The following is a 25,667-nucleotide window of genomic DNA, read 5'->3' as shown; positions in this document are numbered from 1 at the left end:
TCTTATTTTTGTATTACATATATCGAATTAAAAAGGGAGTCAGAAGCATGGCGCAGATTGGTATTTTTGTTGGTACGGTCTACGGGAATGCATTGCTGGTGGCCGAAGAAGCCGAAAATATTCTCAGAGATCGTGGGCACGAGGTTAAGGTCTTTGAAGATGCGACGCTGGAATCCTGGCTGGACTACCGCGAGCAGACGGTTTTAGTTGTCACGTCGACGACGGGACAAGGCCAGTTGCCTGATTCTATTGTTCCGCTTTACGCCGCACTGCGTGACAAAGGTGGTTACCAGCCTGCGCTGCGCTATGGCGTGATTGCGCTGGGTGACAGCAGTTACCCGAATTTCTGCGCGGGTGGTCATCTGTTCGATGCGCTGTTGCAGGAAATTGGTGCTAAGCGCCTGGGTGATGTTTTGGAGGTTGATGCCGTCGAGCATCCAGAACCGGAAGTGATTTCATGCCCGTGGGTTGAAGCATGGGCGGATTTAGTTGACGCACAGTGATGCCGTGCTGAAATGACAAACGGGAGCCTGTGTGCTCCCGTTTTCGTTTGCGGCCTGTGGAGATCATCGCCTTAGCGATTCTTGGTCAGCTTCTCTAAATCCGCTTCGATTTCGGTAATTTTGTTGGAAACGACGCTTTCCAGATGACGCAGATCGTCAAGGATTTTGCGTTTCAGATCGACTTCAACCTGTTCCTGCTGGCAAATCTTGTCTAATTCATCAATCACATAGCGCAGATTTGGGCTGATCTCGTTGATCTCTTTGTAGCCCTGTCCAGAGTTATCTGCGACGATGGTTTTGCGCTGACGCGGATACTTGAACTTCACGCTTTTAGCGAAAAACTCGCCCTTATCTTTACGAAAATAGATCTTCAGGATGTCGTTGTTTGCTTCCTGACGTAGGCTATAGCGATCGATATCATCGGGATTGGTAATGCCCAGGCTTTTTAGATTGTCATACATAGCGTCACCTTCTCGGTTTTTTAGATAGTCCTGATTATCATGCCAGCGAGAACCTACGCTGTTTATACCCGCCATACCGAAGTATTTAGGGAACATATAAATAACTTATCGTTCGAGCATAAAAAAACGGCGGGTGATTAACCCGCCGTTTCTAGTTTAGTCGATGGAGCGTAATAACTCATTGATTCCCACTTTAGCGCGGGTTTTCGCATCCACTTTCTTCACAATGATTGCACAGTACAGGCTGTGGCTGCCATCTTTGGACGGCAGGTTGCCGGAAACCACAACGGAGCCAGCTGGGACGCGGCCATAGTGGATTTCACCGGTTTCACGATCGTAAATACGGGTGCTTTGGCTGATGAACACGCCCATGGAGATGACGGAACCTTCCTCAACGACAACGCCTTCCACAACTTCAGAACGCGCACCGATGAAGCAGTTATCTTCGATGATGGTTGGGTTAGCCTGTAATGGCTCCAGAACACCACCGATGCCGACGCCGCCGGACAGGTGAACATTTTTACCGATCTGAGCACAGGAACCTACGGTTACCCACGTATCGACCATAGTGCCTTCATCAACGTAAGCGCCGATGTTGACGTAAGACGGCATCAGCACGGTGTTACGTGCGATATAAGCACCGCGACGTACGCTGGCTGGTGGTGCAACGCGCACGCCTTCACGCTGGAAACGCGCTTCATCATAGTCAGCGAATTTCATAGGTACTTTGTCGAAAAAGCGTGTTTCTCCGCCTTCGATAAGTTGGTTATCGTTAATACGGAAAGAGAGCAGTACGGCTTTCTTCAGCCACTGATGGGTAACCCACTGGCCATCGATTTTCTCTGCAACGCGCAGAGCGCCGCTATCCAGCAGGTTGATAGCCTGATTGACGGCTTCACGCGTGACGGTGTCTGTGTTTGCCGGAGTGATTTCAGCACGGCGCTCGAAAGCCGTCTCAATGATGTTCTGTAATTGTTGGTGCATCCTGATTTCTCTTTCCTGATTGTAAAAATTAACTCAATGGTACTTTATCGTTTGGGTTAAGGGCTTCTGTCAACCGTTCTTGCAATTTAAGGCGTAAATCCGGCTTTAATGCCCGCCTGTCGCTGTCGGCCAGAATGAAAAGATCCTCTACCCGTTCGCCGATCGTGGAAATGCGTGCGCCGTGCAGCGACAGGTTGAGATCGGCAAAAATCTCACCGATACGCGCTAGCAGTCCCGGTTGGTCAAGCGCGCTGAGCTCCATGTAGCTGCGTCGGTCCGTATGTGTCGGCAGGAAGTTGACTTCCGTTGGTACGCTGAAGTGGCGCAACTTGGGTGACGGTCGGCGCACACGCGGATGTTGATAGTGCCGATGTGTCAGCGCCTGTTCCAGCGCGTGGCGTATCATTTCATGCCGATCCTGCGCCAGTGGGCTGCCGTCCGGTTCCAGCACGATGAACGTATCCATCGCCATGCCGTCGCGGCTGGTAAAAATCTGTGCATCGTGCACGCTGAGGTTGCGTCTATCCAGTTCACCGGCGACCGCCGCGAAAAGATAAGGCCTGTCCGGACTCCATATAAAGATCTCTGTACCGCCACGGCTGGCCTGATGGCTGATCAGCACCAGCGGTTTGTTGACATCATGCTCCAGCAAGTGGCGCGCGTGCCAGGCAAGCTGGTTTGGCGAATGGCGCAGGAAATAATCGGCCCGACAGCGGCTCCAGATGTGGTGCAGCGCTTCTTCGTCAATATTGTCCATACGCAGCAGCGCCAGCGCCTGCAAGCGGTGATGCCGGACGCGTTCGCGTAAATCTGGTGTATTTTGCATGCCGCGGCGCAGCTGTTTTTCCGTCGCGAAATAGAGTTCACGCAACAGGCTCTGTTTCCAGCTGTTCCACAGCGTTTCATTGGTGGCGCAGATATCCGCAACCGTCAGGCTCACCAGATAGCGCAGACGGGTTTCGCTCTGTACTTCCGTAGCAAATTGCTGAATGACGGTGGGATCCTGAATGTCGCGACGCTGTGCGGTGACGGACATCAGCAGGTGGCAGCGCACCAGCCAGGAAACCAGCTGAGCTTCACGCGAATTCAGCCCGTGTAGCGCGGCAAACTCCAGCACATCCTGCGCACCCAACTCAGAGTGATCGCCCCCGCGGCCTTTCGCGATATCGTGGAACAGCGCGGCCAGCAGCAATAATTCGGGTTGCGGCAGGCGAGGGTAGAGCTCGACGCACAGCGGATGCTGTGGCCGCGTATCCTCGTCCGCGAAGCTTTCCAGCTTGAGCAGAACGCGGATCGTGTGCTCATCCACCGTATAAGCGTGAAACAGATCGAACTGCATCTGGCCGACGATGTTCCCCCACAGCGGCATATATGCCCACAGCACGCTGTGGCGATGCATTGGCAGCAGCGCACGGCTTACTGCATGCGGGTGGCGCAGAATATTCATGAACAGCTGGCGCGCTTCTGGGATGGTGCAAAGCGGGCTGGCGAGATGGCGACGAGCATGGCGCAACTGGCGCAATGTGGTGGAGTAAATACCGCTGATGTCACGGTTGCGTACCATCAGGTAGAACATGCGCATGATGGCTTCCGGTTTTTTGATAAACAGGTTTTCATCGCGCAGGTCCAGCAGATTGCCGCGTAGCTGAAATTCATCGTCAATCGGGCGGGGCTTTTCACTCGCGTCCAGCGCCAGAATCGCTTCGTCAAAGAGCTGCAACAGCATCTGGTTCAACTCGCTGACGCGACGCGTCATACGGTAGAAATCCTTCATCATGCGCTCGACTGGCGTGTTGCCTTCCCCCTGATATTGCAGCAGCTGTGCGACGTTCAACTGCCTGTCGAACAGCAGCCGGTTGTCGTAACGCGGTAGGATCAGATGCAGGGCGAAGCGGATGCGCCACAAAAAGCTTTGGCACTCGTTCAGCTCTTTACGTTCCGCCTCGGTGAGAAAGCCGAAACCGACCATTTCATTGAGCGACGTCGCGCCAAAGTGACGTCTCGCGACCCACAACAGTGTGTGAATGTCGCGTAACCCGCCCGGACTGCTTTTGATGTCGGGCTCCAGATTGTAGCTGGTGCTGTGGTAGCGCTGATGGCGTTCCTGCTGTTCGGCGATTTTTGCCGGGAAAAACGTGTCTGACGGCCAAAATTCATCACTGAATACGTTTTTTTGCAGCGAGAGAAATAGGGCGACGTCGCCGCATATCATGCGGGATTCGATCAGGTTGGTGGCAACGGAAATATCTGCGCGTCCTTCCTGTAAGCACTCTTCCAGCGTTCTGACGCTATGGCCGACTTCCAGCTTCAAATCCCACAGTAGGGTGATGAATTGGCCGACGCGCTGGGAATGTTCTTCACTCAGCGCTGTCTGGCTCAATACCAGCACGTCGATATCGGAAAGCGGGTGTAATTCACCGCGGCCATATCCGCCTACGGCGACCAGTGAAGTTTGCGCGATATTTTCAAAGCCGTAGAAATACCATAGCCGCTGCAACAGACGATCGATGAACAAGGTTCTGGCATCAATCAGCTTTTCTGCGCTGACGCCGGAACGGAATTCTGAACCGAGCCAAAGCTGAAACAGTTCCAACTGCTGTTTTAACGTCTGACAATCGATCATGTCATCCGCGTAGGTCAGCGGTGAAGCGGGCAACTGTGCGGGTGCAATGGGGTCTATAGGGCTGTTTGATGAGGCAGCGTCAGGTGGTGTACTGTCTGGCGAAAAGCGGTTATCTGTCATAGCGCAGCCCATAAAAAAACGCAGAGCGCGTTTTTCAACGTCGCTTGCGGCGGCCCGAAGGGGGGCGTGCTTTCTGCACGCCATAAAAAAAGCCGGCATCTGCCGGCTTAGTGTTTACTGTTCATGCGTGATGATGTTGGGGATGGTTTCATCCTTTCGCAACGTCATTATTTCGCAGCCGTTATCGGTTACCACAATAGTATGCTCGTACTGTGCCGACAAGCTGCGATCTTTGGTTTTTACCGTCCAGCCGTCTTTCATCGTACGGATACGGTAATCACCGGCATTGAGCATAGGCTCGATCGTAAATGCCATACCCGCTTGCAGCACTACGCCACCGTCGTCCGCATCGTAGTGCAGAACCTGTGGCTCTTCGTGGAAGCCCTTTCCGATGCCGTGACCGCAATACTCACGCACTACGGAGAAGTTATTCCCTTCCGCAAACTGCTGGATCGCTTTGCCCAACGAACGCAGGCGAATGCCCGGCTTAACCATTTTCAGTGCCAGATAGAGGCTTTCCTGCGTGATACGGCAGAGGCGCTCACCCAGAATGGTGGGTTTGCCGACGATAAACATTTTTGAGGTATCGCCATGGAAATCGTCTTTGATTACGGTGACGTCGATGTTGACGATATCGCCGTCTTTCAAAATGCGTTCTTCGCTAGGAATGCCGTGACACACCACTTCGTTGATGGAAATGCAGACGGATTTCGGGAAACCGTGGTAGCCCAGACAAGCAGAAATGGCCTGCTGCTTGTTGGTGATGTGATCGTGACAGATTCTGTCTAATTCAGCAGTGCTCACGCCCGGTACCACATGAGGTTCGATGATTTCCAGGACTTCGGCAGCCAGACGGCCAGCTACGCGCATTTTTTCGATGTCTTCAGGAGTTTTAATTGAAATTGCCATTGATGATTGTCCGCAGGTGCCTGTTAAGCACAAAAATTAAGAGCGATAACTAATAACTTATGTTACCAGCCATGCCGCTGGCTTGCCAAACTATCATTCTGATTTGTGGACGATTGAATAACAAATGTTGGTGTCGCTGAGGGATTTATGGTATAAAGCGCGCCGATGATCCGGCTGGATATCGGTTATACGGTATTCAACCACATCGACTAAACTCACTTTGTGTAAATAACACACACATGTCGGCACGTTCGCCGGGGTGCTCCTGAGGTGTTTCACCGGATGGGGTCGGCGCAATGGGACATGTGGAGGCATAACCCCATACTTAATTAATAGAGGTAATCATGGCAACTGTTTCCATGCGCGATATGCTCAAGGCTGGCGTACACTTTGGTCACCAGACCCGTTACTGGAACCCGAAAATGAAGCCATTCATCTTCGGTGCACGTAACAAAGTTCACATCATCAACCTTGAAAAAACTGTACCAATGTTCAACGACGCTCTGGCTGAGCTGAGCAAAATTGCTTCTCGCAAAGGCAAAATTCTGTTCGTTGGTACTAAGCGCGCAGCAAGCGAAGCGGTAAAAGATGCAGCCAACAACTGCGATCAGTTCTTCGTGAACCATCGTTGGTTGGGCGGTATGCTGACTAACTGGAAAACCGTTCGTCAGTCCATCAAACGTTTGAAAGATCTGGAAACCCAATCTCAAGACGGCACGTTCGACAAGCTGACCAAAAAAGAGGCGCTGATGCGCACTCGTGAACTGGACAAGCTGGAAAACAGCCTGGGCGGTATCAAAGATATGGGCGGTCTGCCAGACGCGCTGTTCGTTATCGACGCCGATCACGAGCACATCGCAATCAAAGAAGCTAACAACCTGGGTATTCCGGTATTCGCAGTGGTTGATACCAACTCCGATCCAGATGGCGTTGACTACATCATCCCTGGTAACGATGACGCAATCCGTGCAGTTAGCCTGTACCTGAGCGCTGTTGCTACTGCTGTCCGCGAAGGCCGTTCTCAAGATCTGGCTGTGCAGGCAGAAGAAGGCTTAGTAGAAGCTGAATAATAAGTCTGGCTCGTTGAGCCCTTATTAACCAGGTAGTACTAGTTTGGTTAGGGGCCTTTTTATGGCCCCTTTTTCACTTTTAAAGCTGTTTGGTCGTGACGACCAGGCAGAACAAATCTTCCGAGGATTTTAGAATGGCTGAAATTACCGCATCCCTGGTAAAAGAGCTGCGTGAGCGTACCGCTGCGGGCATGATGGAATGTAAGAAAGCGCTGGTTGAAGCTAACGGCGACATCGAGCTGGCAATCGAAAACATGCGTAAATCTGGCGCAATTAAAGCAGCGAAGAAAGCAGGTAACGTTGCTGCTGATGGCGTGATCAAAACTAAGATCGACGGTAACTACGCTGTGATCCTGGAAGTTAACTGCCAGACCGACTTCGTTGCTAAAGATGCTGGTTTCCAGGCATTTGCTGACAAAGTGCTGGACGCTGCGGTTGCAGGCAAAATCACTGACGTTGACGTGTTGAAAGCACAGTTCGAAGAAGAGCGTGTTGCACTGGTTGCGAAAATTGGTGAGAACATCAACATTCGTCGCGTTTCCGCTCTGGAAGGCGAAGTTCTGGGTAACTACCAACACGGTGCGCGCATCGGTGTTCTGGTTGCCGCTAAAGGCGCTGACGAAGAGCTGGTTAAACACCTGGCTATGCACGTTGCAGCAAGCAAACCAGAATTTGTTAAGCCAGAAGACGTGTCTGCTGAAGTGGTAGAGAAAGAGTACCAGGTTCAGTTAGAAATCGCGATGCAGTCTGGCAAGCCGAAAGAAATCGCAGAGAAAATGGTTGAAGGCCGTATGAAGAAATTCACCGGTGAAGTTTCTCTGACGGGTCAGCCTTTCGTTATGGATCCAGCTAAGTCTGTTGGTCAACTGCTGAAAGAGCACAACGCTGACGTGACTAACTTCATCCGTTTCGAAGTGGGTGAAGGTATTGAGAAAGTTGAGACTGACTTTGCTGCTGAAGTTGCAGCAATGAGTAAGCAGTCTTAATAGCAAAAAAAAGAGCCGCCAGTTGGCGGTTCCTTTTTATCCAGCCCAAAGAGTTTTCGTTTGCTTGGTTTCCTGCATTCAGATAGGAGCCGAGTGGAACAGTTTTGATTTTTACAATCCCCCAATACGACGACAGCCTGTAGGATAAGAACACCATGGCAACCAATGCAAAACCCGTCTATCAACGAATCCTGCTGAAGCTCAGTGGCGAAGCTTTACAGGGAACTGAAGGTTTTGGTATCGATGCGAGCATTCTGGATCGCATGGCTCAGGAAGTGAAAGAACTGGTTGAGTTAGGCATTCAGGTCGGTGTGGTTATCGGCGGTGGTAACCTGTTTCGTGGCGCGGGTCTGGCTAAAGCGGGTATGAACCGCGTTGTGGGCGACCACATGGGAATGCTGGCGACCGTCATGAATGGTCTGGCAATGCGTGATGCGTTGCACCGTGCCTATGTGAACGCTCGCCTGATGTCTGCTATTCCGCTGAATGGCGTCTGTGACAACTACAGCTGGGCAGAGGCGATTAGCCTGCTGCGTAATAACCGCGTAGTGATCTTCTCCGCCGGAACAGGCAACCCTTTCTTCACCACGGATTCTGCGGCTTGTCTGCGCGGCATTGAGATTGAAGCGGATGTCGTATTGAAAGCGACAAAAGTCGATGGCGTCTATTCTGCCGATCCAGTGAAAGATCCTTCAGCGACGATGTACGAAACGCTAACCTATCAAGACGTGTTAGAACGTGAGCTGAAAGTCATGGATCTTGCGGCGTTCACGCTGGCACGCGACCATAATTTACCAATCCGTGTTTTCAACATGAACAAGCCTGGCGCACTGCGTCGCGTTGTCATGGGTGAAAAAGAAGGGACGTTGATTAGTCAGTAATAACGGCTCACGCCAATTATGGGGTACTATACTCCCCAGTATTGCGCCATACGCCAGCCGCGCGCTGGCATTAATTATTCACCGGGTCATGTATTGACATGGCCTGCCAGGCAACCAGTTTTCAAGGGTTCACAACGTGACTAATGAAATCAGAAAAGATGCTGAAACGCGCATGGACAAATGTGTTGAAGCGTTTAAAAACCAGATCAACAGAATCCGCACCGGCCGTGCATCACCGAGTATTCTTGATGGCATTCAGGTTGAATACTATGGCAGCGCAACGCCACTGCGCCAACTCGCTAACATCGTGGTAGAAGACTCCCGTACGCTGGCGATTTCGGTATTCGATCGTTCGCTTGGTCCGGCAGTTGAGAAAGCGATCATGGCTTCCGACCTCGGCCTGAACCCGTCTTCTGCTGGTACCGTAATCCGTGTTCCGTTGCCACCGCTGACGGAAGAGCGCCGTAAAGACCTGATCAAAGTGGTTCGTGGCGAAGCAGAGCAGGGTCGTATCTCCGTACGTAACGTGCGCCGTGATGCTAACGACAAGTTTAAAGCACTGTTGAAAGACAAAGCGATCAGTGAAGACGAAGAACGTCGCGCTCAGGACGACGTGCAGAAGCTGACTGACAACTTCATTAAGAAAGTTGACGTTGCTCTGGCAGAGAAAGAAGCGGAGCTGATGGAGTTCTAATCAGCCTGTTGAATAGTGCGTCGCAGGGAATCTGTGGGCTTGCCCTCTTTTTTCCGGCGGCGCTTTATTTTATGGTTATACAAGGAATGGGTGAAGGCTAGCCCCTCTGGGTAGTAAACAATTTTTTGCTGTGTATGTGCCTGCGGCTGTCGTGACTGTGATCGATAGCAGAGATATATCATGGTAATCGTCTCAGACTCGTGTACCTTCCTGTCATCAAATCCGGTTATTCAGAGCATTTTTAATGAAGCAACTGACAATTCTTGGTTCCACTGGCTCTATTGGCGTCAGTTCGCTGGCCGTCATTAAAGCCAATCCCGATAAATTTGCCGTACGCGCGTTATCCGCCGGGTACAACGTCAAGTTGATGCTGGAGCAGTGCCTCACTTTCCAACCCGCCTATGCCTCAATGGCTGATGAAGCCTCAGCAACTGCCCTGCGCCAGCAGTTGGCGGAATATGGTTGCAAAACGGAGGTGCTGGCTGGCGAGCAGGCCGCGTGTGACCTTGCTGCATTAGAGGGGGTCGATCAGGTCATGGCCGCGATTGTGGGTGCGGCGGGGTTATTACCAACACTAGCGGCAATTCATGCCGGAAAACAGGTGTTGTTGGCGAACAAAGAATCACTGGTTACCTGCGGACGTCTCTTTATGGACGCCGTGGCGCAAAGTGGCGCACAGCTTTTACCGATTGATAGCGAACATAATGCGATTTTTCAGAGTTTACCTGAGCAAATTCAGCGTCAATTAGGCTACGCTTCATTGTCGCAGCATGGGGTCGAACGTATTGTTCTGACCGGTTCTGGTGGGCCGTTTCGTGAAACTCCGGTGTCGGCGCTGGCAGACATGACGCCAGATCAGGCGTGTGCGCATCCAAACTGGTCAATGGGGCGAAAAATTTCGGTTGATTCTGCCACGATGATGAACAAAGGGCTGGAGTATATCGAAGCGCGCTGGCTGTTTAATGCTTCTGCCGAACAGATGGAAGTCATTATTCATCCGCAGTCCGTGATTCACTCGATGGTGCGTTACCGTGATGGCAGCGTTCTGGCGCAGTTGGGATCGCCCGATATGCGTACGCCGATTGCCCATGCAATGGCTTATCCTGAACGTGTGGCATCAGGTGCAAAAGCGTTAGATTTTTGCCAGATTGGCGCGCTGACATTTTTGGCACCGGACTATGCACGCTATCCTTGTTTACAGCTCGCTATTGATGCTTGTAATCATGGTCAGTCGGCCACCACGGCATTAAACGCCGCAAATGAAATTGCGGTAGCGGCATTTTTGCAGTCGCAGATTCGTTTTACGGATATTGCCGCGGTAAATCGCCATGTTATTGAACAACTTACATTACCAGAACCCAGCAGCGTTGATGATGTTCTGTTTATCGACCGCTGGGCCAGACAGGTCGCAACACAGGCCCTGACACATTACGCGCGATAGCGGGATAGCGCCGTGGCACAATTTGTTCATGTGCGGTGGAGGTGGTATAGTCTGCGCCACTCAATGGTTGATTATGCGAAAGTTGTTTAATCGACCGTGAAGCTAAGCCGTGATCGTTCACGGCTTTTTTTGCGCTAACGGGGTCTGATGTTACGGAAGGACTGTTGTATTTCTTGCTTGAGGAAATAAGTACGCGTTATGCCGTCCGATAATCAAAAAAATACTAACGATCTGCCATCCGCCGGGCCGCGGCATGTTGCCATTATCATGGATGGCAATGGTCGCTGGGCAAAAAGCCGGGGGAAAATGCGGATTTTTGGCCATCAGGCTGGTGTAAAGGCTGTGCGGCGTTCGGTCAGTTTTGCAGTGAGCCAAGGGCTGGACGCACTGACACTTTACGCATTTAGCAGTGAAAACTGGAACCGTCCGGCGCAGGAAGTTTCCGCACTCATGGAACTGTTTGTTAGAGCGTTGGACAGCGAAGTGAAAAGCCTGCACAAGCACAATGTTCGCTTGCGGGTGATTGGCGACATCGGCCGCTTCAGTCCGCGTTTACAAGAGCGAATCCGCCGTTCAGAAGCACTGACGGAAAAGAATCAGGGGCTCACACTGAATATTGCCGCGAATTATGGCGGCCGTTGGGATATTATTCAGGGAGTACGGCAACTTGCAGAGCAGGTGCAGGAAGGCATTCTGCGCCCTGATAGCATTAATGAAGCGTCATTATGTCAGTACATCTGTCTGCATGATCTGGCTCCGGTTGATTTGGTGATCAGAACCGGTGGAGAACACCGCATCAGTAATTTTCTTCTGTGGCAAATCGCTTATGCTGAACTTTACTTTACTGATGTCCTCTGGCCTGATTTCGATGAACAAGTCTTTGAAGGTGCGCTGAATGCTTTTGCACAACGCGAGCGCCGCTTCGGGGGAACAACACCTATCGATGCTGATGCATCCTAGGGGGAACTTTTGCTGAAGTATCGCCTGATTACTGCTTTTATTTTGATCCCGATTGTTATTGCAGCACTGTTCTTGCTGCCTCCTCTGGGATTCACGCTTGTTACGCTGGCTGTCTGTATGCTGGCGGCATGGGAATGGGGTCAGTTGGCAGGGTTTGCCTCTTATGGTCAACGCCTGTGGCTCGCGATCCTGTGTGGTTTCTTGCTGGCGCTGATGCTGTTATCACTCCCGGCCTATCATTATTCCGTCCATATTCCGCAAATCAGTATTGCGCTCTGGTCATCACTGGTGTGGTGGGGTATTGCGCTGCTGTTGGTGCTGTTCTATCCGGCTTCCGCTTCATTCTGGCGTCATTCGCGTACATTGCGGTTGGTGTTCGGTATCATGACGATCGTGCCGTTTTTCTGGGGCATGGTCGCGCTTCGTCATTACAATTACGCGATTAACCCATTTGCTGGGGCATGGTGGCTGCTGTACGTCATGCTGCTGGTATGGGGCGCGGACAGCGGTGCCTACATGTTCGGTAAACTGTTTGGTAAGCGTAAACTCGCACCAAAAGTTTCGCCGGGCAAAACTTGGGAAGGCTTTCTCGGTGGCCTGGCAACCTCGGCGCTCATCTCTGTGCTGTTTAGCCTGTATGCGCCATTAACGGTAGCGCCATCGACGTTGTTGATTTGTTCTATTGCCGCTGCGCTGGCCTCGGTGTTGGGTGATTTGACGGAAAGTATGTTCAAACGCGAGGCGGGCATCAAAGACAGTAGCCATTTGATTCCGGGGCACGGTGGCGTGCTCGATCGTATCGACAGCCTGACTGCTGCGGTTCCTGTGTTCTCTTGCCTGATGCTGCTGCTGTTTAAAGTGGCTTAGAATGAAGCGGTAGAGCTATTTATGCTGAGTTTTCTCTGGAATCTTGCCGCGTTTATCATTGCACTGGGTGTGCTAGTCACTGTCCATGAATTTGGGCATTTCTGGGTAGCGCGCCGCTGTGGTGTGAAGGTCGAACGCTTCTCCGTCGGTTTCGGACGTGCGCTATGGCGTCGTCGCGATCGTACCGGTACAGAATTCGTGATTGCGCTGATCCCACTTGGCGGTTACGTGAAGATGCTGGATGAGCGCGTCGACACCGTTGCGCCAGAATTTCGTCACCAATCATTTAATAGCAAAACGGTCTGGCAGCGTGCGGCTATCGTTAGCGCGGGTCCGATTGCCAATTTCCTGTTTGCCATTGTGGCGTACTGGCTGGTGTTTATTCTCGGCGTACCGGGCGTGCGTCCAGTAGTGGGTGAAATACTACCCAACTCCATTGCTGCGCAGGCGGAAATGTCGGCGGGAACGGAACTAAAGTCCGTTGACGGTATCGAAACGCCTGATTGGGATACTGCACGTCTGGCCCTGATCGGTAAAATCGGCGATAGCGATGTTGTGATCGGAACCGCACCTTTAGGCTCTGACCGTGTCGTTCAGAAAACGCTGGATTTACGCGAATGGCAGTTTGAGCCTGATAAGCAAGATCCTGCCGCCTCGCTCGGGATTATTCCGCGTGGTCCGCAAATTGAGCCGGTACTGCATCAGGTGCAGGCTGGGTCGGCGGCGGAAAAAGCAGGTTTGCAAGTCGGAGATAGGATCGTTAAAGTCGACGGGCAGGCGCTAGCGCAATGGCGTGATTTTGTTATCGCTGTGCGTGACAACCCCGGACAATCTATTGCTCTGGAGGTGGAGCGCAATGGCTCAACCGTCCCGTTGACGTTAACGCCAGACAGCAAATCTGTGGGAAGTGGCAGAGTTGAAGGGCTGGCAGGCGTTATGCCAAGTGTGACGCCGCTGCCTGAAGAATACAGGACTGTGCGCCAGTATGGGCCGTTCAGTGCGATCTACCAGGCAACAGATAAAACCTGGCAACTGATGAAATTGACCGTCAGTATGTTAGGGAAACTGGTTATGGGGGATGTTAAGCTGAACAACCTGAGTGGTCCCATTTCGATTGCTCAGGGCGCAGGAATGTCAGCAGATTATGGATTGATTTATTACCTGATGTTTTTGGCCTTAATCAGCGTCAATTTGGGGATCATCAATCTGTTCCCTCTGCCGGTATTGGATGGTGGACACCTGCTCTTTCTTGCGGTTGAAAAGTTGAAGGGCAGGCCGGTTTCTGAGCGTGTGCAGGACGTTAGCTATCGCATTGGTACAGTGTTGCTGATGTTGTTAATGGGACTCGCACTTTTCAATGATTTCTCTCGTCTCTAGGCGCGGGATTAGGTTAGGAAAAACGCATAACAACGATGGCGATCAAAAAGTTGCTCATAGCGTCGCTGCTGTTTAGCAGCGCAACCGTATACGGTGCAGACGGGTTCGTAGTGAAGGACATTCATTTCGAGGGCCTGCAAAGGGTTGCCGTCGGGGCGGCATTACTCAGTATGCCAGTCCGCGTTGGTGATACCATCGGTGACGATGATATCGGTAATACCATCCGTGCCTTGTTTGCGACCGGAAATTTTGAAGATGTTCGTGTCCTGCGCGATGGCGAAACGCTGATTGTGCAGGTGAAAGAACGCCCAACCATCGCCAGCGTCACGTTTTCCGGCAATAAGTCAGTCAAAGACGACATGCTGAAAGAAAACCTGGAAGCCTCTGGCGTGCGCGTCGGTGAAGCGTTAGACCGCACAGCGCTCACCAGCATCGAAAAAGGACTGGAAGATTTCTACTACAGCGTGGGCAAGTACAGTGCGTCGGTTAAAGCCGTTGTCACGCCACTCCCGCGTAACCGCGTAGACCTGAAGCTGGTCTTCACGGAAGGTGTTTCCGCCAAGATCCAGCAGATTAATATTGTCGGTAACAAAGCGTTCAGCTCCGACGAATTGATCTCTCGTTTCCAACTGCGTGATGAAGTGCCGTGGTGGAACGTGGTCGGCGATCGTAAATACCAGAAACAAAAACTGTCTGGCGATCTGGAAACTTTACGGAGTTTCTATCTGGATCGCGGCTATGCGCGTTTCAACATCGATTCCACACAGGTGAGCCTGACGCCAGATAAAAAAGGTATCTACATCACCATCAATATGACGGAAGGCGAGCAGTACAAGCTGTCCGGCGTAGCGGTGAAAGGCAATTTGGCTGGTCACTCTGCGGAAATCGAAGGATTGACGAAGATTGAACCAGGTGAACTCTACAACGGGACGAAAGTGACCCGGATGGAAGAGGACATCAAGAAGCTGCTGGGTCGTTATGGCTATGCCTATCCGCGTGTAGTCACGCAGCCGGAAATTAATGACGCAGACAAGACGGTGAAATTAAACATCAACGTTGATGCTGGTAACCGTTTCTATGTGCGTCATATCCGCTTTGACGGTAACGATACGTCTAAAGACTCCGTTCTGCGCCGTGAAATGCGTCAGATGGAAGGTGCCTGGTTAGGCAACGATCTGGTTGAGCAGGGCAAAGAGCGTTTAAATCGACTGGGATACTTTGAAAGCGTTGATGTAGAAACGCAGCGCGTTCCTGGCGTAGCCGATCAGGTTGATGTCACGTATAAAGTCAAAGAGCGTAATACCGGGACATTCAACTTTGGTGTAGGTTTCGGTACAGAAAGTGGCGTGAGCTTCCAGGCTGGGGTCCAGCAGGACAACTGGCTGGGAACGGGTAACTCCGTTGGTATCAGCGGGACTAAAAACGACTACCAGACGTATGTTGAGCTGTCACTGACCGACCCGTACTTTACCGTCGATGGCGTTAGCCTCGGTGGGCGCATATTCTATAACAAATTTGAGGCGTCAGACGCCGATCTGTCCGACTACACCAACGTGAGTTATGGCGTTGGCAGCACCTTGGGCTTCCCGATTAACGAGAATAACTCACTGCGTGTCGGTCTGGATTATGTACATAACGATCTGTCGGATATGAGACCGCAGGTGGCGATGTGGCGTTATCTGGACTCGGTGGGCGTTAATCCATCCGTGGTTCAGGAAGGGAATAAATCTAGCGCTGACTTCAAAGCGAACGATTTCTTCCTGAATACCGGATGGTCGTATAACAATCTGGATCGCGGCTACTTCCCGACGAAAGGCACACGTGCGTCTGCGAATGCCAAGATTGCGGTGCCGGGTTCGGACAACGAATACTACAAACTGACGTTTGATTCGGCGAGCTACTACCCATTAAGCGACAGCGGTAACTGGGTGGTGATGGGCCGTACGCGCGCAGGTTTTGCGGATGGTATCGGTGGCAAAGAAGTGCCGTTCTACGACAACTTCTATGCGGGTGGTTCTAGTACGGTACGTGGCTTCCAGTCGAATACGATTGGTCCTAAAGCGGCGTACTACAAGTGTGCTGCGGGAGCGACGTCTTATTCCAATTGCCCGATTGATTCGACCAATCTGGATGATGCCGTTGGCGGTAACGCGATGGCGGTATTGAGTGCGGAACTGATCGTGCCAACACCGTTTATCAGTGATAAATACGCGAGTTCCGTACGTACGTCCTTCTTTGTGGATGGCGGTACGGTATGGGATACCAACTGGAAAAATACACCTGCAACCATTGCCGCAGGCGTGCCGGATTACAGCAAGGCGAGCAACTTCCGTGTTTCCAGCGGTATCGCGTTGCAGTGGATGTCTCCGCTTGGGCCATTGGTCTTCTCCTATGCCCAGCCGGTTAAAAAGTACGATGGAGACAAGTCGGAACAATTCCAGTTTAACATTGGTAAAACCTGGTAGTGTGACGTCCGTAGGTCGTATGCAGGGAATGTCGCATCGTTGCTCACTGGCATGAATGCTGGAAACAGCTGATGCCATGGCGCGATGCACATCATTAAAGTGTTAAGACACAAATTTAGGTTAGGTTGAGGAGTTTATAGTGAAAAAGTGGTTATGTGCCGCAGGCCTCGGTTTAGCATTGGCTGCTTCAGCCAGCGTTCAGGCTGCCGACAAGATTGCCGTTGTTAACGTTTCCAGCATTTTCCAACAGCTGCCGCAGCGTGAAACCGTTGGCAAACAGCTGGAAAACGAGTTCAAAGGCCGTGCTTCTGAACTGCAAACGATGGAAAACGCCTTACAGACCAAGATGCAGAAGTTGCAGCGTGATGGTTCTACCATGAAAGCGAGCGATCGCAGCAAAATGGAAAAAGACGTCATGGCGCAGCGCGAGCAGTTCTCGACTAAAGCGCAGGCTTTTGAGCAGGACAACCGTCGCCGTCAGACTGAAGAACGTAACAAAATCCTGAGCCGTATTCAGGATGCGGTGAAAGCCGTTGCAACCAAAGAAGGTTATGATGTTGTGATTGACGCTAACGCTGTTGCGTATGTCGCCAATGCGAAAGACATTACTGCCGATGTGCTGAAACAGGTTAAATAATACATGTATTCAATTCGACTGGACGCGTTAGCTCAACAGTTGGATGCACAATTACACGGTGATGGCGATATCGTCATCACCGGTGTTGCTTCTATGCATTCAGCAAAAACTGGGCAAATTACGTTTCTTTCCGACAGTCGTTACCGTGAGCAACTGGCCGGGACGCAAGCGTCAGCGGTCGTGCTGACGGAAGCGGATTTACCTTACTGTCAGGTTGCGGCGCTGGTAGTGAAGAATCCCTATCTTACCTATGCGCGTATGGCGCAACTGCTCGATACGACACCGCAACCAGCAACCGATATTGCGCCGAGTGCGGTTATTGCTCCAGACGCGACGCTGGGCCAGAACGTGTCCATTGGTGCAAATGCCGTCATCGAATCTGGCGCACAGCTGGGTGACTGTGTTGTCATTGGCCCTGGCTGTTTTATCGGCAAAGATGCCCGCATTGGTGCCGGTACGCGTTTATGGGCAAATGTAACGATTTATCACCGCGTTGAGCTGGGTGAGCATTGCCTGATCCAGTCGGGAACCGTGATCGGTTCTGACGGCTTTGGCTATGCCAACGATCGCGGCAACTGGGTGAAGATTCCACAGTTGGGCACGGTCAGAATTGGCGATCGGGTTGAGATCGGTGCGAGCACAACCATCGATCGTGGTGCGTTGGATGATACGGTCATTGGTAATGGTGTTATCATTGATAACCAATGTCAGATTGCGCACAACGTTGTGATTGGCGACAATACCGCGGTAGCGGGTGGCGTCATTATGGCGGGGAGCTTGAAAATTGGTCGTTATTGCATGATCGGCGGTGCCAGCGTGATTAACGGGCACATGGAGATCTGCGATAAAGTGACGGTAACGGGAATGGGGATGGTCATGCGACCAATCACAGAACCTGGGGTATACTCTTCGGGCATTCCTTTGCAACCCAACAAAGTGTGGCGCAAAACTGCAGCGCTGGTGATGAATATTGATGAGATAAGCAAACGGTTGAAAGCCGTTGAACGAAAAGTCGATAACGTTTAATCACTCGCGTTTTATTTGCGGCCTGCCTGAAGACACCTAATTTAGGGTCTGCGCAGGCCGTGTTGTTGATGGCATCAGTTTTTATGGACAGGAAGAGTATTTTGACTACTGACACTCATACTCTGCATATTGAAGAGATTTTAGAATTATTACCGCACCGTTTCCCGTTTTTGCTGGTTGATCGGGTACTGGATTTTGAAGAAGGGAAGTTTCTGCGGGCGGTAAAAAACGTCTCTTTCAACGAACCCTTCTTCCAGGGCCATTTCCCGGGCAAACCGATTTTTCCCGGCGTGCTGATTCTGGAAGCCATGGCTCAGGCCACTGGTATTCTTGCGTTTAAAAGCGTAGGTAAACTGGAGCCGGGTGAGCTGTACTATTTCGCCGCTGTAGACGAAGCGCGCTTTAAGCGCCCCGTGCAGCCTGGCGATCAAATGATCCTTGAAGTTGAATTCATCAAAGAGCGTCGCGGCGTTGCGCGCTTTAAAGGTGTTGCCAAAGTTGATGGCGAAGTGGCCTGTGAAGCGTCAATGATGTGTGCTCGACGTCGGGAGTCCTGATAACGTGATTGATCAAACCGCCTTTATTCACCCTAGTTCGATTGTTGAAGACGGTGCCATTATTGGTGCTGGCGTTCATATTGGCCCGTTCTGCTATATCGGTTCTCAGGTTGAGATCGGTGCGGGGACGGTGCTGAAATCACATGTCGTCGTCAATGGCGTCACTAAAATTGGTCGCGACAACGAAATTTATCAGTTCACGTCAATTGGTGAAGTGAACCAGGATCTCAAATATGCCGGGGAACCGACCCGTGTTGAGATCGGCGATCGTAACCGCATCCGTGAAAGCGTCACGATTCATCGTGGCACGACACAGGGCGGCGGGTTGACTAAAGTCGGTAGCGATAACCTGTTGATGATCAACACGCATATCGCACATGACTGCGTAGTGGGCAATCGTTGTATTCTGGCGAATAACGCGACGCTGGGTGGCCACGTTTCCGTCGATGATTTTGCGATTATCGGTGGGATGACGGCTGTGCACCAGTTCTGCATCATCGGTGCCCACGTCATGGTTGGCGGATGTTCCGGTGTGGCACAAGACGTGCCGCCGTATGTGATCGCGCAGGGTAACCACGCCACGCCGTTTGGCCTGAATATTGAAGGTCTGAAACGTCGTGGATTCGAAAAAGACACCCTGCACGCGATTCGTAACGCGTACAAGCTCCTCTACCGCAGCGGTAGAACACTGGACGAAGTGAAACCGGAAATTGAAGCGCTGGCGGCTGAACACCCGGCTGTGCAGGCGTTTACCGATTTCTTTGCCCGTTCGACTCGCGGCATCATTCGTTAATCCATGTCATCACGTCCTTTGACTATTGGGCTGGTCGCCGGAGAAACTTCCGGCGACATCCTTGGCGCAGGTCTGATCCGGGCGCTTAAAGAAAAGGTGCCTGATGCGCGGTTTGTCGGCGTTGCCGGGCCACGTATGCAGGCCGAAGGCTGTGAAGCCTGGTACGAGATGGAAGAGCTGGCTGTCATGGGCATTGTTGAGGTGCTTGGACGACTTCCCCGCCTGCTGAAAATTCGGCGAGATTTAACCCAGCGCTTTAGCGAGCTTCAACCCGATGTTTTCGTCGGCATTGATGCACCTGATTTCAATATCACGCTAGAGGGCAACCTCAAAAAGCGCGGTATTAATACCATTCACTACGTCAGCCCTTCCGTATGGGCATGGCGTCAAAAACGCGTTTTCAAAATAGGTAAAGCGACCAATCTGGTGCTAGCTTTCTTGCCTTTTGAAAAAGCGTTTTACGATCGTTTCAATGTACCTTGTCGCTTTATCGGTCATACGATGGCCGATGCTATGCCGTTGCATCCCGATAAGCTGGCTGCACGTGCGACGCTGGGTATTGCGCCCGATGTGCCTTGTCTGGCGCTGCTGCCGGGCAGTCGCGGTGCAGAAGTTGAAATGCTTAGCGAAGATTTTCTCAATACGGCAGTGTTACTACGACAGCATTTTCCGGATCTGGAAATCGTGGTTCCGCTGGTCAACAGCAAGCGCCGTGAACAGTTCGAGCGGATAAAAAGTAGCGTGGCGCCCGATGTACACGTACATCTGCTGGATGGGCAAGCGCGAGAAGCCATGATTGCCAGTGATGCCGCTTTGTTGGCATCGGGTACGGCAGCGCTGGAGTGCATGCTGGCTAAATGTCCGATGGTTGTAGGGTATCGCATGAAGCCCTTTACCTTCTGGCTGGCGCAGCGCCTGGTCAAAACGCCGTGGGTGTCTCTGCCGAATTTACTGGCGGGACGTGAACTGGTGGCCGAACAGCTACAGACTGACTGTACGCCGGACAAGCTGGCTGCTGCGCTGCTGCCGCTGTTTGCCAATACGGAAAAAATGGCTGAGTTACGCGCGACGTTTGTGGATTTGCACCAGCAGATCCGCTGTAACGCCGATGAGCAAGCGGCTCAGGCGGTATTGGAATTAGTGAAGCCGTGTTAATAAGACCATGAGTGAAATATTTGTCTATCCGCAGGCGAGTTGTATCGCTGGCGTTGATGAAGTAGGCCGCGGCCCTTTGGTTGGTGCGGTCGTGACGGCTGCGGTGATTCTTGACCCGACTAGGCCAATTGTCGGGCTGGCGGACTCCAAAAAGCTGAGTGAAAAACGTCGACTGTCGCTCTATGATGAAATCAAAGAGAAGGCATTGGCGTGGAGCCTTGGCCGTGCGGAGCCGGAAGAGATTGACCAATTGAATATCCTGCATGCTACCATGCTGGCAATGCAGCGTGCGGTTGCTGGCTTGGCTGTCGTGCCTGATTTTGTTCTCATTGACGGCAATCGTTGCCCGGCTTTGCCGATGCCCGCTCAGGCGGTCGTGAAAGGGGATAGCCGTGTGGCAGAAATCAGCGCGGCCTCGATTATGGCGAAAGTGACTCGCGATCGTGAGATGGTCGAGTTGGATCAACGCTTCCCTGCTTATGGTTTTGCCCAACACAAAGGTTATCCAACGGCTTTTCATCTGGAGAAACTGGCCGCACTGGGTGCCACTGAGTTTCATCGTCGGAGCTTCGCGCCAGTCAGACGTGCATTAGGTCTGGCGTAAACATCATCATTAACTCTCGGTATGGCGTGGGCACGCAAGCGTGCCGTTGCCATGCTGACTAATCGATAAATTCTGGGATCTGGAGATGGCCGAACCACGTTTTGTTCACCTGCGTGTTCACAGTGACTATTCCATGATCGATGGGCTGGCCAAAGTCGGTCCGCTGGTAAAAAAAGCGGCGGCACTCGGCATGCCAGCGCTGGCGATTACTGATTTTACCAACCTGTGTGGGCTGGTTAAATTCTATGGCGGCGCGCATGGCGCGGGAATCAAGCCCATTATCGGCGCAGATTTCTGTGTCGAAAGCGACGAGTTGGGGGATGAGCTCGCGCATCTCACCGTCCTAGCCATGAATAATGCTGGCTACCAGAATCTTACGCTGCTGATTTCCCACGCTTATCAACGAGGTTATGGCGCTGCCGGGCCGACGATTGACCGGGATTGGCTTGTTGAACATCAGGAAGGGCTGATTTTACTGTCTGGCGGCCGCCGGGGTGATGTCGGTCGGTTTTTGCTGCGTGGTAACCAGACGCAGGCCGAGCAGTGTCTGGCCTTCTATCAGGAACACTTCCCTCAGCGTTACTATTTGGAACTGATCCGCACGTCCCGCCCCGATGAAGAAAGCTATTTGCACGCCGCCGTCGAACTAGCGACGAAGCACGGGGTGCCCGTGGTGGCAACCAATGAAGTGTGTTTTATCAGCACCGATGATTTTGACGCTCACGAAATCCGCGTGGCTATTCACGATGGCTACACGCTTGACGATCCCAAACGTCCACGTAATTACAGCCCACAGCAGTACATGCGTTCCGAAGAAGAAATGTGCGAGCTGTTTGCGGATATCCCTGAAGCACTGGCGAATAGCGTTGAAATTGCCAAGCGCTGTAACGTAACGATTCGTCTGGGTGAATATTTCCTGCCGCAGTTCCCAACGGGCGACATGAGTACGGAAGATTTTCTGGTTCAGTGCTCGAAAAAGGGGCTGGAGGAGCGTCTTGAATTCCTGTTCCCCGATCCGGAAGTGCGCGCTGAGCGTCGGCCTGAATATGATGAGCGTCTGGATATTGAACTGGGCGTTATCAACCAGATGGGATTCCCTGGCTACTTCCTGATCGTAATGGAATTTATTCAGTGGTCGAAGGATAACGATGTGCCTGTTGGACCGGGACGTGGTTCCGGTGCGGGTTCGTTAGTGGCCTATGCGCTGAAAATCACCGATCTGGATCCGCTGGAATTCGACCTGCTGTTCGAACGCTTCCTCAATCCTGAACGTGTTTCCATGCCTGACTTTGACGTCGATTTCTGTATGGAAAAACGCGACAAAGTCATCGATCATGTCGCGGAAATGTACGGGCGTGATGCGGTATCGCAGATTATCACCTTCGGTACGATGGCGGCGAAAGCGGTTATTCGTGACGTAGGGCGCGTGCTTGGGCACCCTTATGGGTTTGTCGATCGTATTTCAAAGCTGGTGCCGCCCGATCCGGGCATGACACTGGAAAAAGCGTTTGCTGCTGAACCGCAACTGCCGGAAATTTATGAAGCCGATGAGGAAGTTAAGGCCCTCATCGATATGGCACGTAAGCTCGAAGGCGTAACGCGTAACGCCGGTAAACATGCGGGTGGGGTGGTGATATCCCCCACCAAGATTACCGATTTCGCGCCGCTATATTGCGATGCGGAAGGCAACCATCCGGTTACCCAGTTCGATAAGAACGACGTGGAATATGCCGGGCTGGTGAAGTTCGACTTCCTTGGTCTGCGTACGCTGACCATCATCGACTGGGCGCTGGGGATGATTAACGCCCGTCGCGCGAAGCAAGGGTTGGAACCGATTGATATTGCGGCGATTCCGCTCGAAGATAAGAAAAGCTTCGACATGCTGCAACGCTCGGAAACCACAGCGGTATTCCAGCTTGAATCGCGCGGCATGAAAGATCTGATCAAACGTCTTAAGCCCGACTGCTTTGAAGATATGATCGCACTGGTGGCGCTGTTCCGCCCTGGTCCGCTGCAATCCGGCATGGTAGATAACTTCATCGACCGTAAGCATGGCCGTGAAGCGATCTCGTATCCTGATATCGAATGGCAACACGAGTCACTCAAGCCTGTTCTGGAGCCGACCTACGGCATTATCCTGTATCAGGAACAGGTCATGCAGATTGCGCAGGTTCTGGCGGGCTATACGCTGGGCGGCGCGGATATGCTGCGTCGTGCGATGGGGAAAAAGAACCCGGTCGAAATGGCGAAGCAGCGTGGTGGCTTCGAAGATGGTGCCAAATCTCGCGGTGTGAACGGCGAATTGGCGGTTAAGATTTTCGACCTGGTGGAAAAATTCGCTGGTTATGGCTTTAATAAATCTCACTCCGCGGCCTATGCGCTGGTGTCTTACCAAACACTATGGCTGAAGGCGCACTATCCGGCAGAATTCATGGCGGCCGTAATGACGGCCGATATGGATAACACGGATAAAGTGGTCGGTCTGGTTGATGAATGCTGGCGGATGGGGTTAAAAATCCTGCCTCCGGACATCAACAGCGGGCTGTATCACTTCCACGTTAATGACGATGGCGAGATTGTTTACGGCATCGGTGCGATTAAAGGCGTGGGTGAAGGTCCGATTGAGGCGATTATCGAAGCGCGTAATCAGGGCGGCTATTTTAGAGAGCTGTTTGATCTCTGCGCACGTACCGACATTAAAAAGCTGAACCGCCGCGTGCTGGAAAAGCTGATTATGTCTGGGGCGTTTGACCGTCTGGGGCCGCATCGCGCTGCGTTGATGAATTCATTGCCTGACGCGCTGAAGGCTGCCGATCAGCATGCGAAAGCAGAAGCGATTGGTCAGGTGGATATGTTCGGCGTGTTGGCTGATGCCCCTGAACAGGTTGAGCAATCCTACAGTACGGTGCCACCGTGGCCGGAGCAGGTGGTGCTGGATGGTGAACGGGAAACGCTGGGGCTGTACCTGACCGGCCACCCGATCACGCAATATATTAAGGAAATTGAACGCTATGCCAGTGGCGTACGTTTGAAAGATATGCACCCGACGGATCGGGGTAAAATGACCACTGCCGTTGGGCTGGTGTTGGCGGCCCGCGTCATGGTCACCAAGCGGGGTAACCGTATTGGTGTCTGTACATTGGACGATCGTTCCGGTCGCCTTGAGATAATGCTGTTTACCGATGCATTGGAAAAATATCAGCATTTACTTGAGAAAGACCGTATCCTTATCGCCAGTGGACAGGTCAGCTTTGATGACTTCAGCGGCGGGCTTAAAATGACCGTCCGAGAGTTAATGGATATCAGTGAAGCGCGGGAAAAATACGCGCGCGGGCTTGCTATCTCGCTGACTGACAGGCAAATTGATGACCAGCTATTAAACCGTCTCCGCCAATCGTTGGAACCCCACCGATCGGGGACGATCCCAGTGCATCTCTATTACCAGCGTGAAGATGCGCGCGCCCGACTACGTTTCGGCGCAGCATGGCGTGTAACGCCTGCCGATGCGCTACTGAACGAGCTGCGCACATTAGTGGGTAATGAGCAGGTGGAACTGGAATTTGACTAATATAGGAATACTATGAGTCTGAATTTTCTTGATTTTGAGCAGCCGATTGCAGAGTTGGAAGCGAAAATTGACTCGCTGACCGCAGTCAGCCGTCAAGACGAAAAATTAGATATTAATCTGGACGAAGAAGTCCAGCGCCTGCGTGAGAAGAGCGTTGAACTGACGCGCAAAATCTTCGCCGATTTGGGTGCCTGGCAGGTTGCGCAATTAGCGCGCCATCCACAACGTCCTTATACGCTTGATTATATTAAGCATATCTTTACCGACTTTGATGAATTGGCTGGCGATCGTGCCTATGCCGATGATAAAGCCATTGTTGGTGGGATTGCTCGTTTGGATGGGCGTCCGGTGATGATCATTGGTCATCAGAAAGGGCGTGAGACCAAAGAAAAGATTCGCCGTAATTTCGGCATGCCTGCACCAGAAGGCTATCGCAAAGCGCTGCGCCTGATGGAAATGGCCGATCGCTTCAAGATGCCGATCATCACCTTCATCGACACGCCGGGAGCTTATCCGGGCGTGGGCGCAGAAGAACGCGGTCAGTCTGAGGCTATCGCGCGCAACCTGCGTGAAATGTCGACGCTGCGTGTACCAATCATCTGTACCGTTATCGGCGAAGGGGGTTCCGGTGGTGCATTGGCTATCGGCGTTGGCGACAAGGTCAATATGTTGCAGTACAGCACCTACTCGGTGATTTCACCGGAAGGTTGTGCGTCTATCCTGTGGAAGAGCGCAGATAAAGCGCCGCTGGCTGCCGAAGCCATGGGCATTATTGCGCCGCGTCTGAAAGAGCTGAAACTGATCGATACCGTGATTCCTGAGCCGTTAGGTTCGGCGCACCGTAACGTCCCAGCGATGGCAGAGTCTCTGAAAGCACAGCTGCTGGCCGACCTGCTCGACCTCGACGGCCTGACAGAAGAAGAGCTGTTGAACCGCCGCTATCAGCGTTTGATGAACTATGGTTACTGTTAAGTACAGTGGTTACT

General features: G+C 52.2%; 22 protein-coding genes. 18 read left to right on the top strand and 4 right to left on the bottom strand.

The window, feature by feature from the left end; genetic code table 11:
- Nucleotides 1-47: 47 nt before the first annotated feature.
- Nucleotides 48-503 (top strand): flavodoxin, encoded by a 456-nt coding sequence (locus H4F65_RS08945; RefSeq protein ID WP_010284810.1) that lies wholly within the window; start codon nucleotides 48-50, stop codon nucleotides 501-503.
- Between the two features lie 71 nt (nucleotides 504-574).
- Here the strand turns inward: H4F65_RS08945 and H4F65_RS08940 are convergent, their stop codons facing one another.
- From H4F65_RS08940 to map, 4 genes are all read right to left on the bottom strand, one after another.
- The gene (locus H4F65_RS08940) at nucleotides 575-964 is read right to left on the bottom strand and encodes a DUF3461 family protein (protein WP_010284811.1); all 390 of its coding nucleotides are present in this window, start codon (nucleotides 962-964) and stop codon (nucleotides 575-577) included.
- Between the two features lie 156 nt (nucleotides 965-1,120).
- Entirely contained in the window at nucleotides 1,121-1,948 is an 828-nt protein-coding gene (gene dapD, locus H4F65_RS08935; protein WP_010284812.1) for a 2,3,4,5-tetrahydropyridine-2,6-dicarboxylate N-succinyltransferase, read from the bottom strand.
- A 28-nt stretch (nucleotides 1,949-1,976) separates the two neighbouring features.
- Complete coding sequence (gene glnD, locus H4F65_RS08930; RefSeq protein WP_039313939.1) at nucleotides 1,977-4,691, bottom strand: bifunctional uridylyltransferase/uridylyl-removing protein GlnD; 2,715 nt, start codon at nucleotides 4,689-4,691, stop codon at nucleotides 1,977-1,979.
- A 114-nt stretch (nucleotides 4,692-4,805) separates the two neighbouring features.
- Nucleotides 4,806-5,600 (bottom strand): type I methionyl aminopeptidase, encoded by a 795-nt coding sequence (gene map, locus H4F65_RS08925; RefSeq protein WP_010284814.1) that lies wholly within the window; start codon nucleotides 5,598-5,600, stop codon nucleotides 4,806-4,808.
- A gap of 344 nt (nucleotides 5,601-5,944) precedes the next feature.
- Between map and rpsB the strand changes: the two genes are divergently transcribed.
- The 17 genes from rpsB (at nucleotide 5,945) to accA (ending at nucleotide 25,653) form a co-directional block, all read left to right on the top strand.
- Nucleotides 5,945-6,670, top strand: a complete 726-nt coding sequence (rpsB, locus tag H4F65_RS08920) for a 30S ribosomal protein S2 (RefSeq protein ID WP_010284816.1) — start codon at nucleotides 5,945-5,947, stop codon at nucleotides 6,668-6,670.
- A 134-nt stretch (nucleotides 6,671-6,804) separates the two neighbouring features.
- Nucleotides 6,805-7,656 (top strand): translation elongation factor Ts, encoded by an 852-nt coding sequence (gene tsf, locus H4F65_RS08915; RefSeq protein WP_010284820.1) that lies wholly within the window; start codon nucleotides 6,805-6,807, stop codon nucleotides 7,654-7,656.
- 155 nt (nucleotides 7,657-7,811) lie between these two features.
- A complete protein-coding gene (gene pyrH / locus H4F65_RS08910) occupies nucleotides 7,812-8,537 on the top strand; it encodes a UMP kinase (protein ID WP_010284821.1) in 726 nt (241 codons plus the stop codon).
- 136 nt (nucleotides 8,538-8,673) lie between these two features.
- Nucleotides 8,674-9,231 carry a ribosome recycling factor gene (gene frr / locus H4F65_RS08905; RefSeq protein WP_010284822.1) on the top strand — a complete coding sequence of 186 codons (558 nt, stop codon included), beginning with the start codon at nucleotides 8,674-8,676 and terminating at the stop codon, nucleotides 9,229-9,231.
- Nucleotides 9,232-9,475: 244 nt separating this feature from the next.
- Nucleotides 9,476-10,672 (top strand): 1-deoxy-D-xylulose-5-phosphate reductoisomerase, encoded by a 1,197-nt coding sequence (gene ispC / locus H4F65_RS08900; RefSeq protein WP_010284823.1) that lies wholly within the window; start codon nucleotides 9,476-9,478, stop codon nucleotides 10,670-10,672.
- 198 nt (nucleotides 10,673-10,870) lie between these two features.
- On the top strand, nucleotides 10,871-11,632 hold the full coding sequence (gene ispU, locus H4F65_RS08895; protein ID WP_010284825.1) for a (2E,6E)-farnesyl-diphosphate-specific ditrans,polycis-undecaprenyl-diphosphate synthase: 762 nt from the start codon (nucleotides 10,871-10,873) through the stop codon (nucleotides 11,630-11,632).
- A gap of 9 nt (nucleotides 11,633-11,641) precedes the next feature.
- Entirely contained in the window at nucleotides 11,642-12,499 is an 858-nt protein-coding gene (gene cdsA / locus H4F65_RS08890; protein WP_010284829.1) for a phosphatidate cytidylyltransferase, read from the top strand.
- A gap of 21 nt (nucleotides 12,500-12,520) precedes the next feature.
- Nucleotides 12,521-13,876: a sigma E protease regulator RseP gene (gene rseP / locus H4F65_RS08885; protein WP_010284833.1), complete on the top strand. Its 1,356-nt coding sequence runs from the start codon at nucleotides 12,521-12,523 to the stop codon at nucleotides 13,874-13,876.
- Nucleotides 13,877-13,911: 35 nt separating this feature from the next.
- Nucleotides 13,912-16,341, top strand: coding sequence for an outer membrane protein assembly factor BamA (bamA, locus tag H4F65_RS08880; protein WP_010284836.1), 2,430 nt, complete (start codon nucleotides 13,912-13,914; stop codon nucleotides 16,339-16,341).
- Between the two features lie 139 nt (nucleotides 16,342-16,480).
- Entirely contained in the window at nucleotides 16,481-16,978 is a 498-nt protein-coding gene (skp, locus tag H4F65_RS08875) for a molecular chaperone Skp (RefSeq protein WP_010284840.1), read from the top strand.
- 3 nt (nucleotides 16,979-16,981) lie between these two features.
- Entirely contained in the window at nucleotides 16,982-18,004 is a 1,023-nt protein-coding gene (lpxD, locus tag H4F65_RS08870) for a UDP-3-O-(3-hydroxymyristoyl)glucosamine N-acyltransferase (RefSeq protein WP_010284841.1), read from the top strand.
- A 101-nt stretch (nucleotides 18,005-18,105) separates the two neighbouring features.
- Nucleotides 18,106-18,561 (top strand): 3-hydroxyacyl-ACP dehydratase FabZ, encoded by a 456-nt coding sequence (gene fabZ, locus H4F65_RS08865; RefSeq protein ID WP_010284842.1) that lies wholly within the window; start codon nucleotides 18,106-18,108, stop codon nucleotides 18,559-18,561.
- Between the two features lie 4 nt (nucleotides 18,562-18,565).
- Nucleotides 18,566-19,354, top strand: a complete 789-nt coding sequence (gene lpxA, locus H4F65_RS08860; protein WP_010284845.1) for an acyl-ACP--UDP-N-acetylglucosamine O-acyltransferase — start codon at nucleotides 18,566-18,568, stop codon at nucleotides 19,352-19,354.
- 3 nt (nucleotides 19,355-19,357) lie between these two features.
- Nucleotides 19,358-20,509: a lipid-A-disaccharide synthase gene (gene lpxB / locus H4F65_RS08855; protein ID WP_010284846.1), complete on the top strand. Its 1,152-nt coding sequence runs from the start codon at nucleotides 19,358-19,360 to the stop codon at nucleotides 20,507-20,509.
- A 7-nt stretch (nucleotides 20,510-20,516) separates the two neighbouring features.
- The gene (rnhB, locus tag H4F65_RS08850) at nucleotides 20,517-21,113 is read left to right on the top strand and encodes a ribonuclease HII (protein WP_010284848.1); all 597 of its coding nucleotides are present in this window, start codon (nucleotides 20,517-20,519) and stop codon (nucleotides 21,111-21,113) included.
- Nucleotides 21,114-21,198: 85 nt separating this feature from the next.
- A complete protein-coding gene (gene dnaE / locus H4F65_RS08845) occupies nucleotides 21,199-24,681 on the top strand; it encodes a DNA polymerase III subunit alpha (RefSeq protein ID WP_010284852.1) in 3,483 nt (1,160 codons plus the stop codon).
- A gap of 12 nt (nucleotides 24,682-24,693) precedes the next feature.
- Nucleotides 24,694-25,653, top strand: coding sequence for an acetyl-CoA carboxylase carboxyl transferase subunit alpha (gene accA / locus H4F65_RS08840; RefSeq protein WP_010296434.1), 960 nt, complete (start codon nucleotides 24,694-24,696; stop codon nucleotides 25,651-25,653).
- Nucleotides 25,654-25,667 lie beyond the last annotated feature (14 nt).

Source organism: Pectobacterium brasiliense, assembly GCF_016950255.1.
Taxonomy (GTDB): domain Bacteria; phylum Pseudomonadota; class Gammaproteobacteria; order Enterobacterales; family Enterobacteriaceae; genus Pectobacterium; species Pectobacterium brasiliense.
Note: the sequence above shows the minus strand (reverse complement) of the source record. Positions and strands in the feature narration are given on the sequence as shown.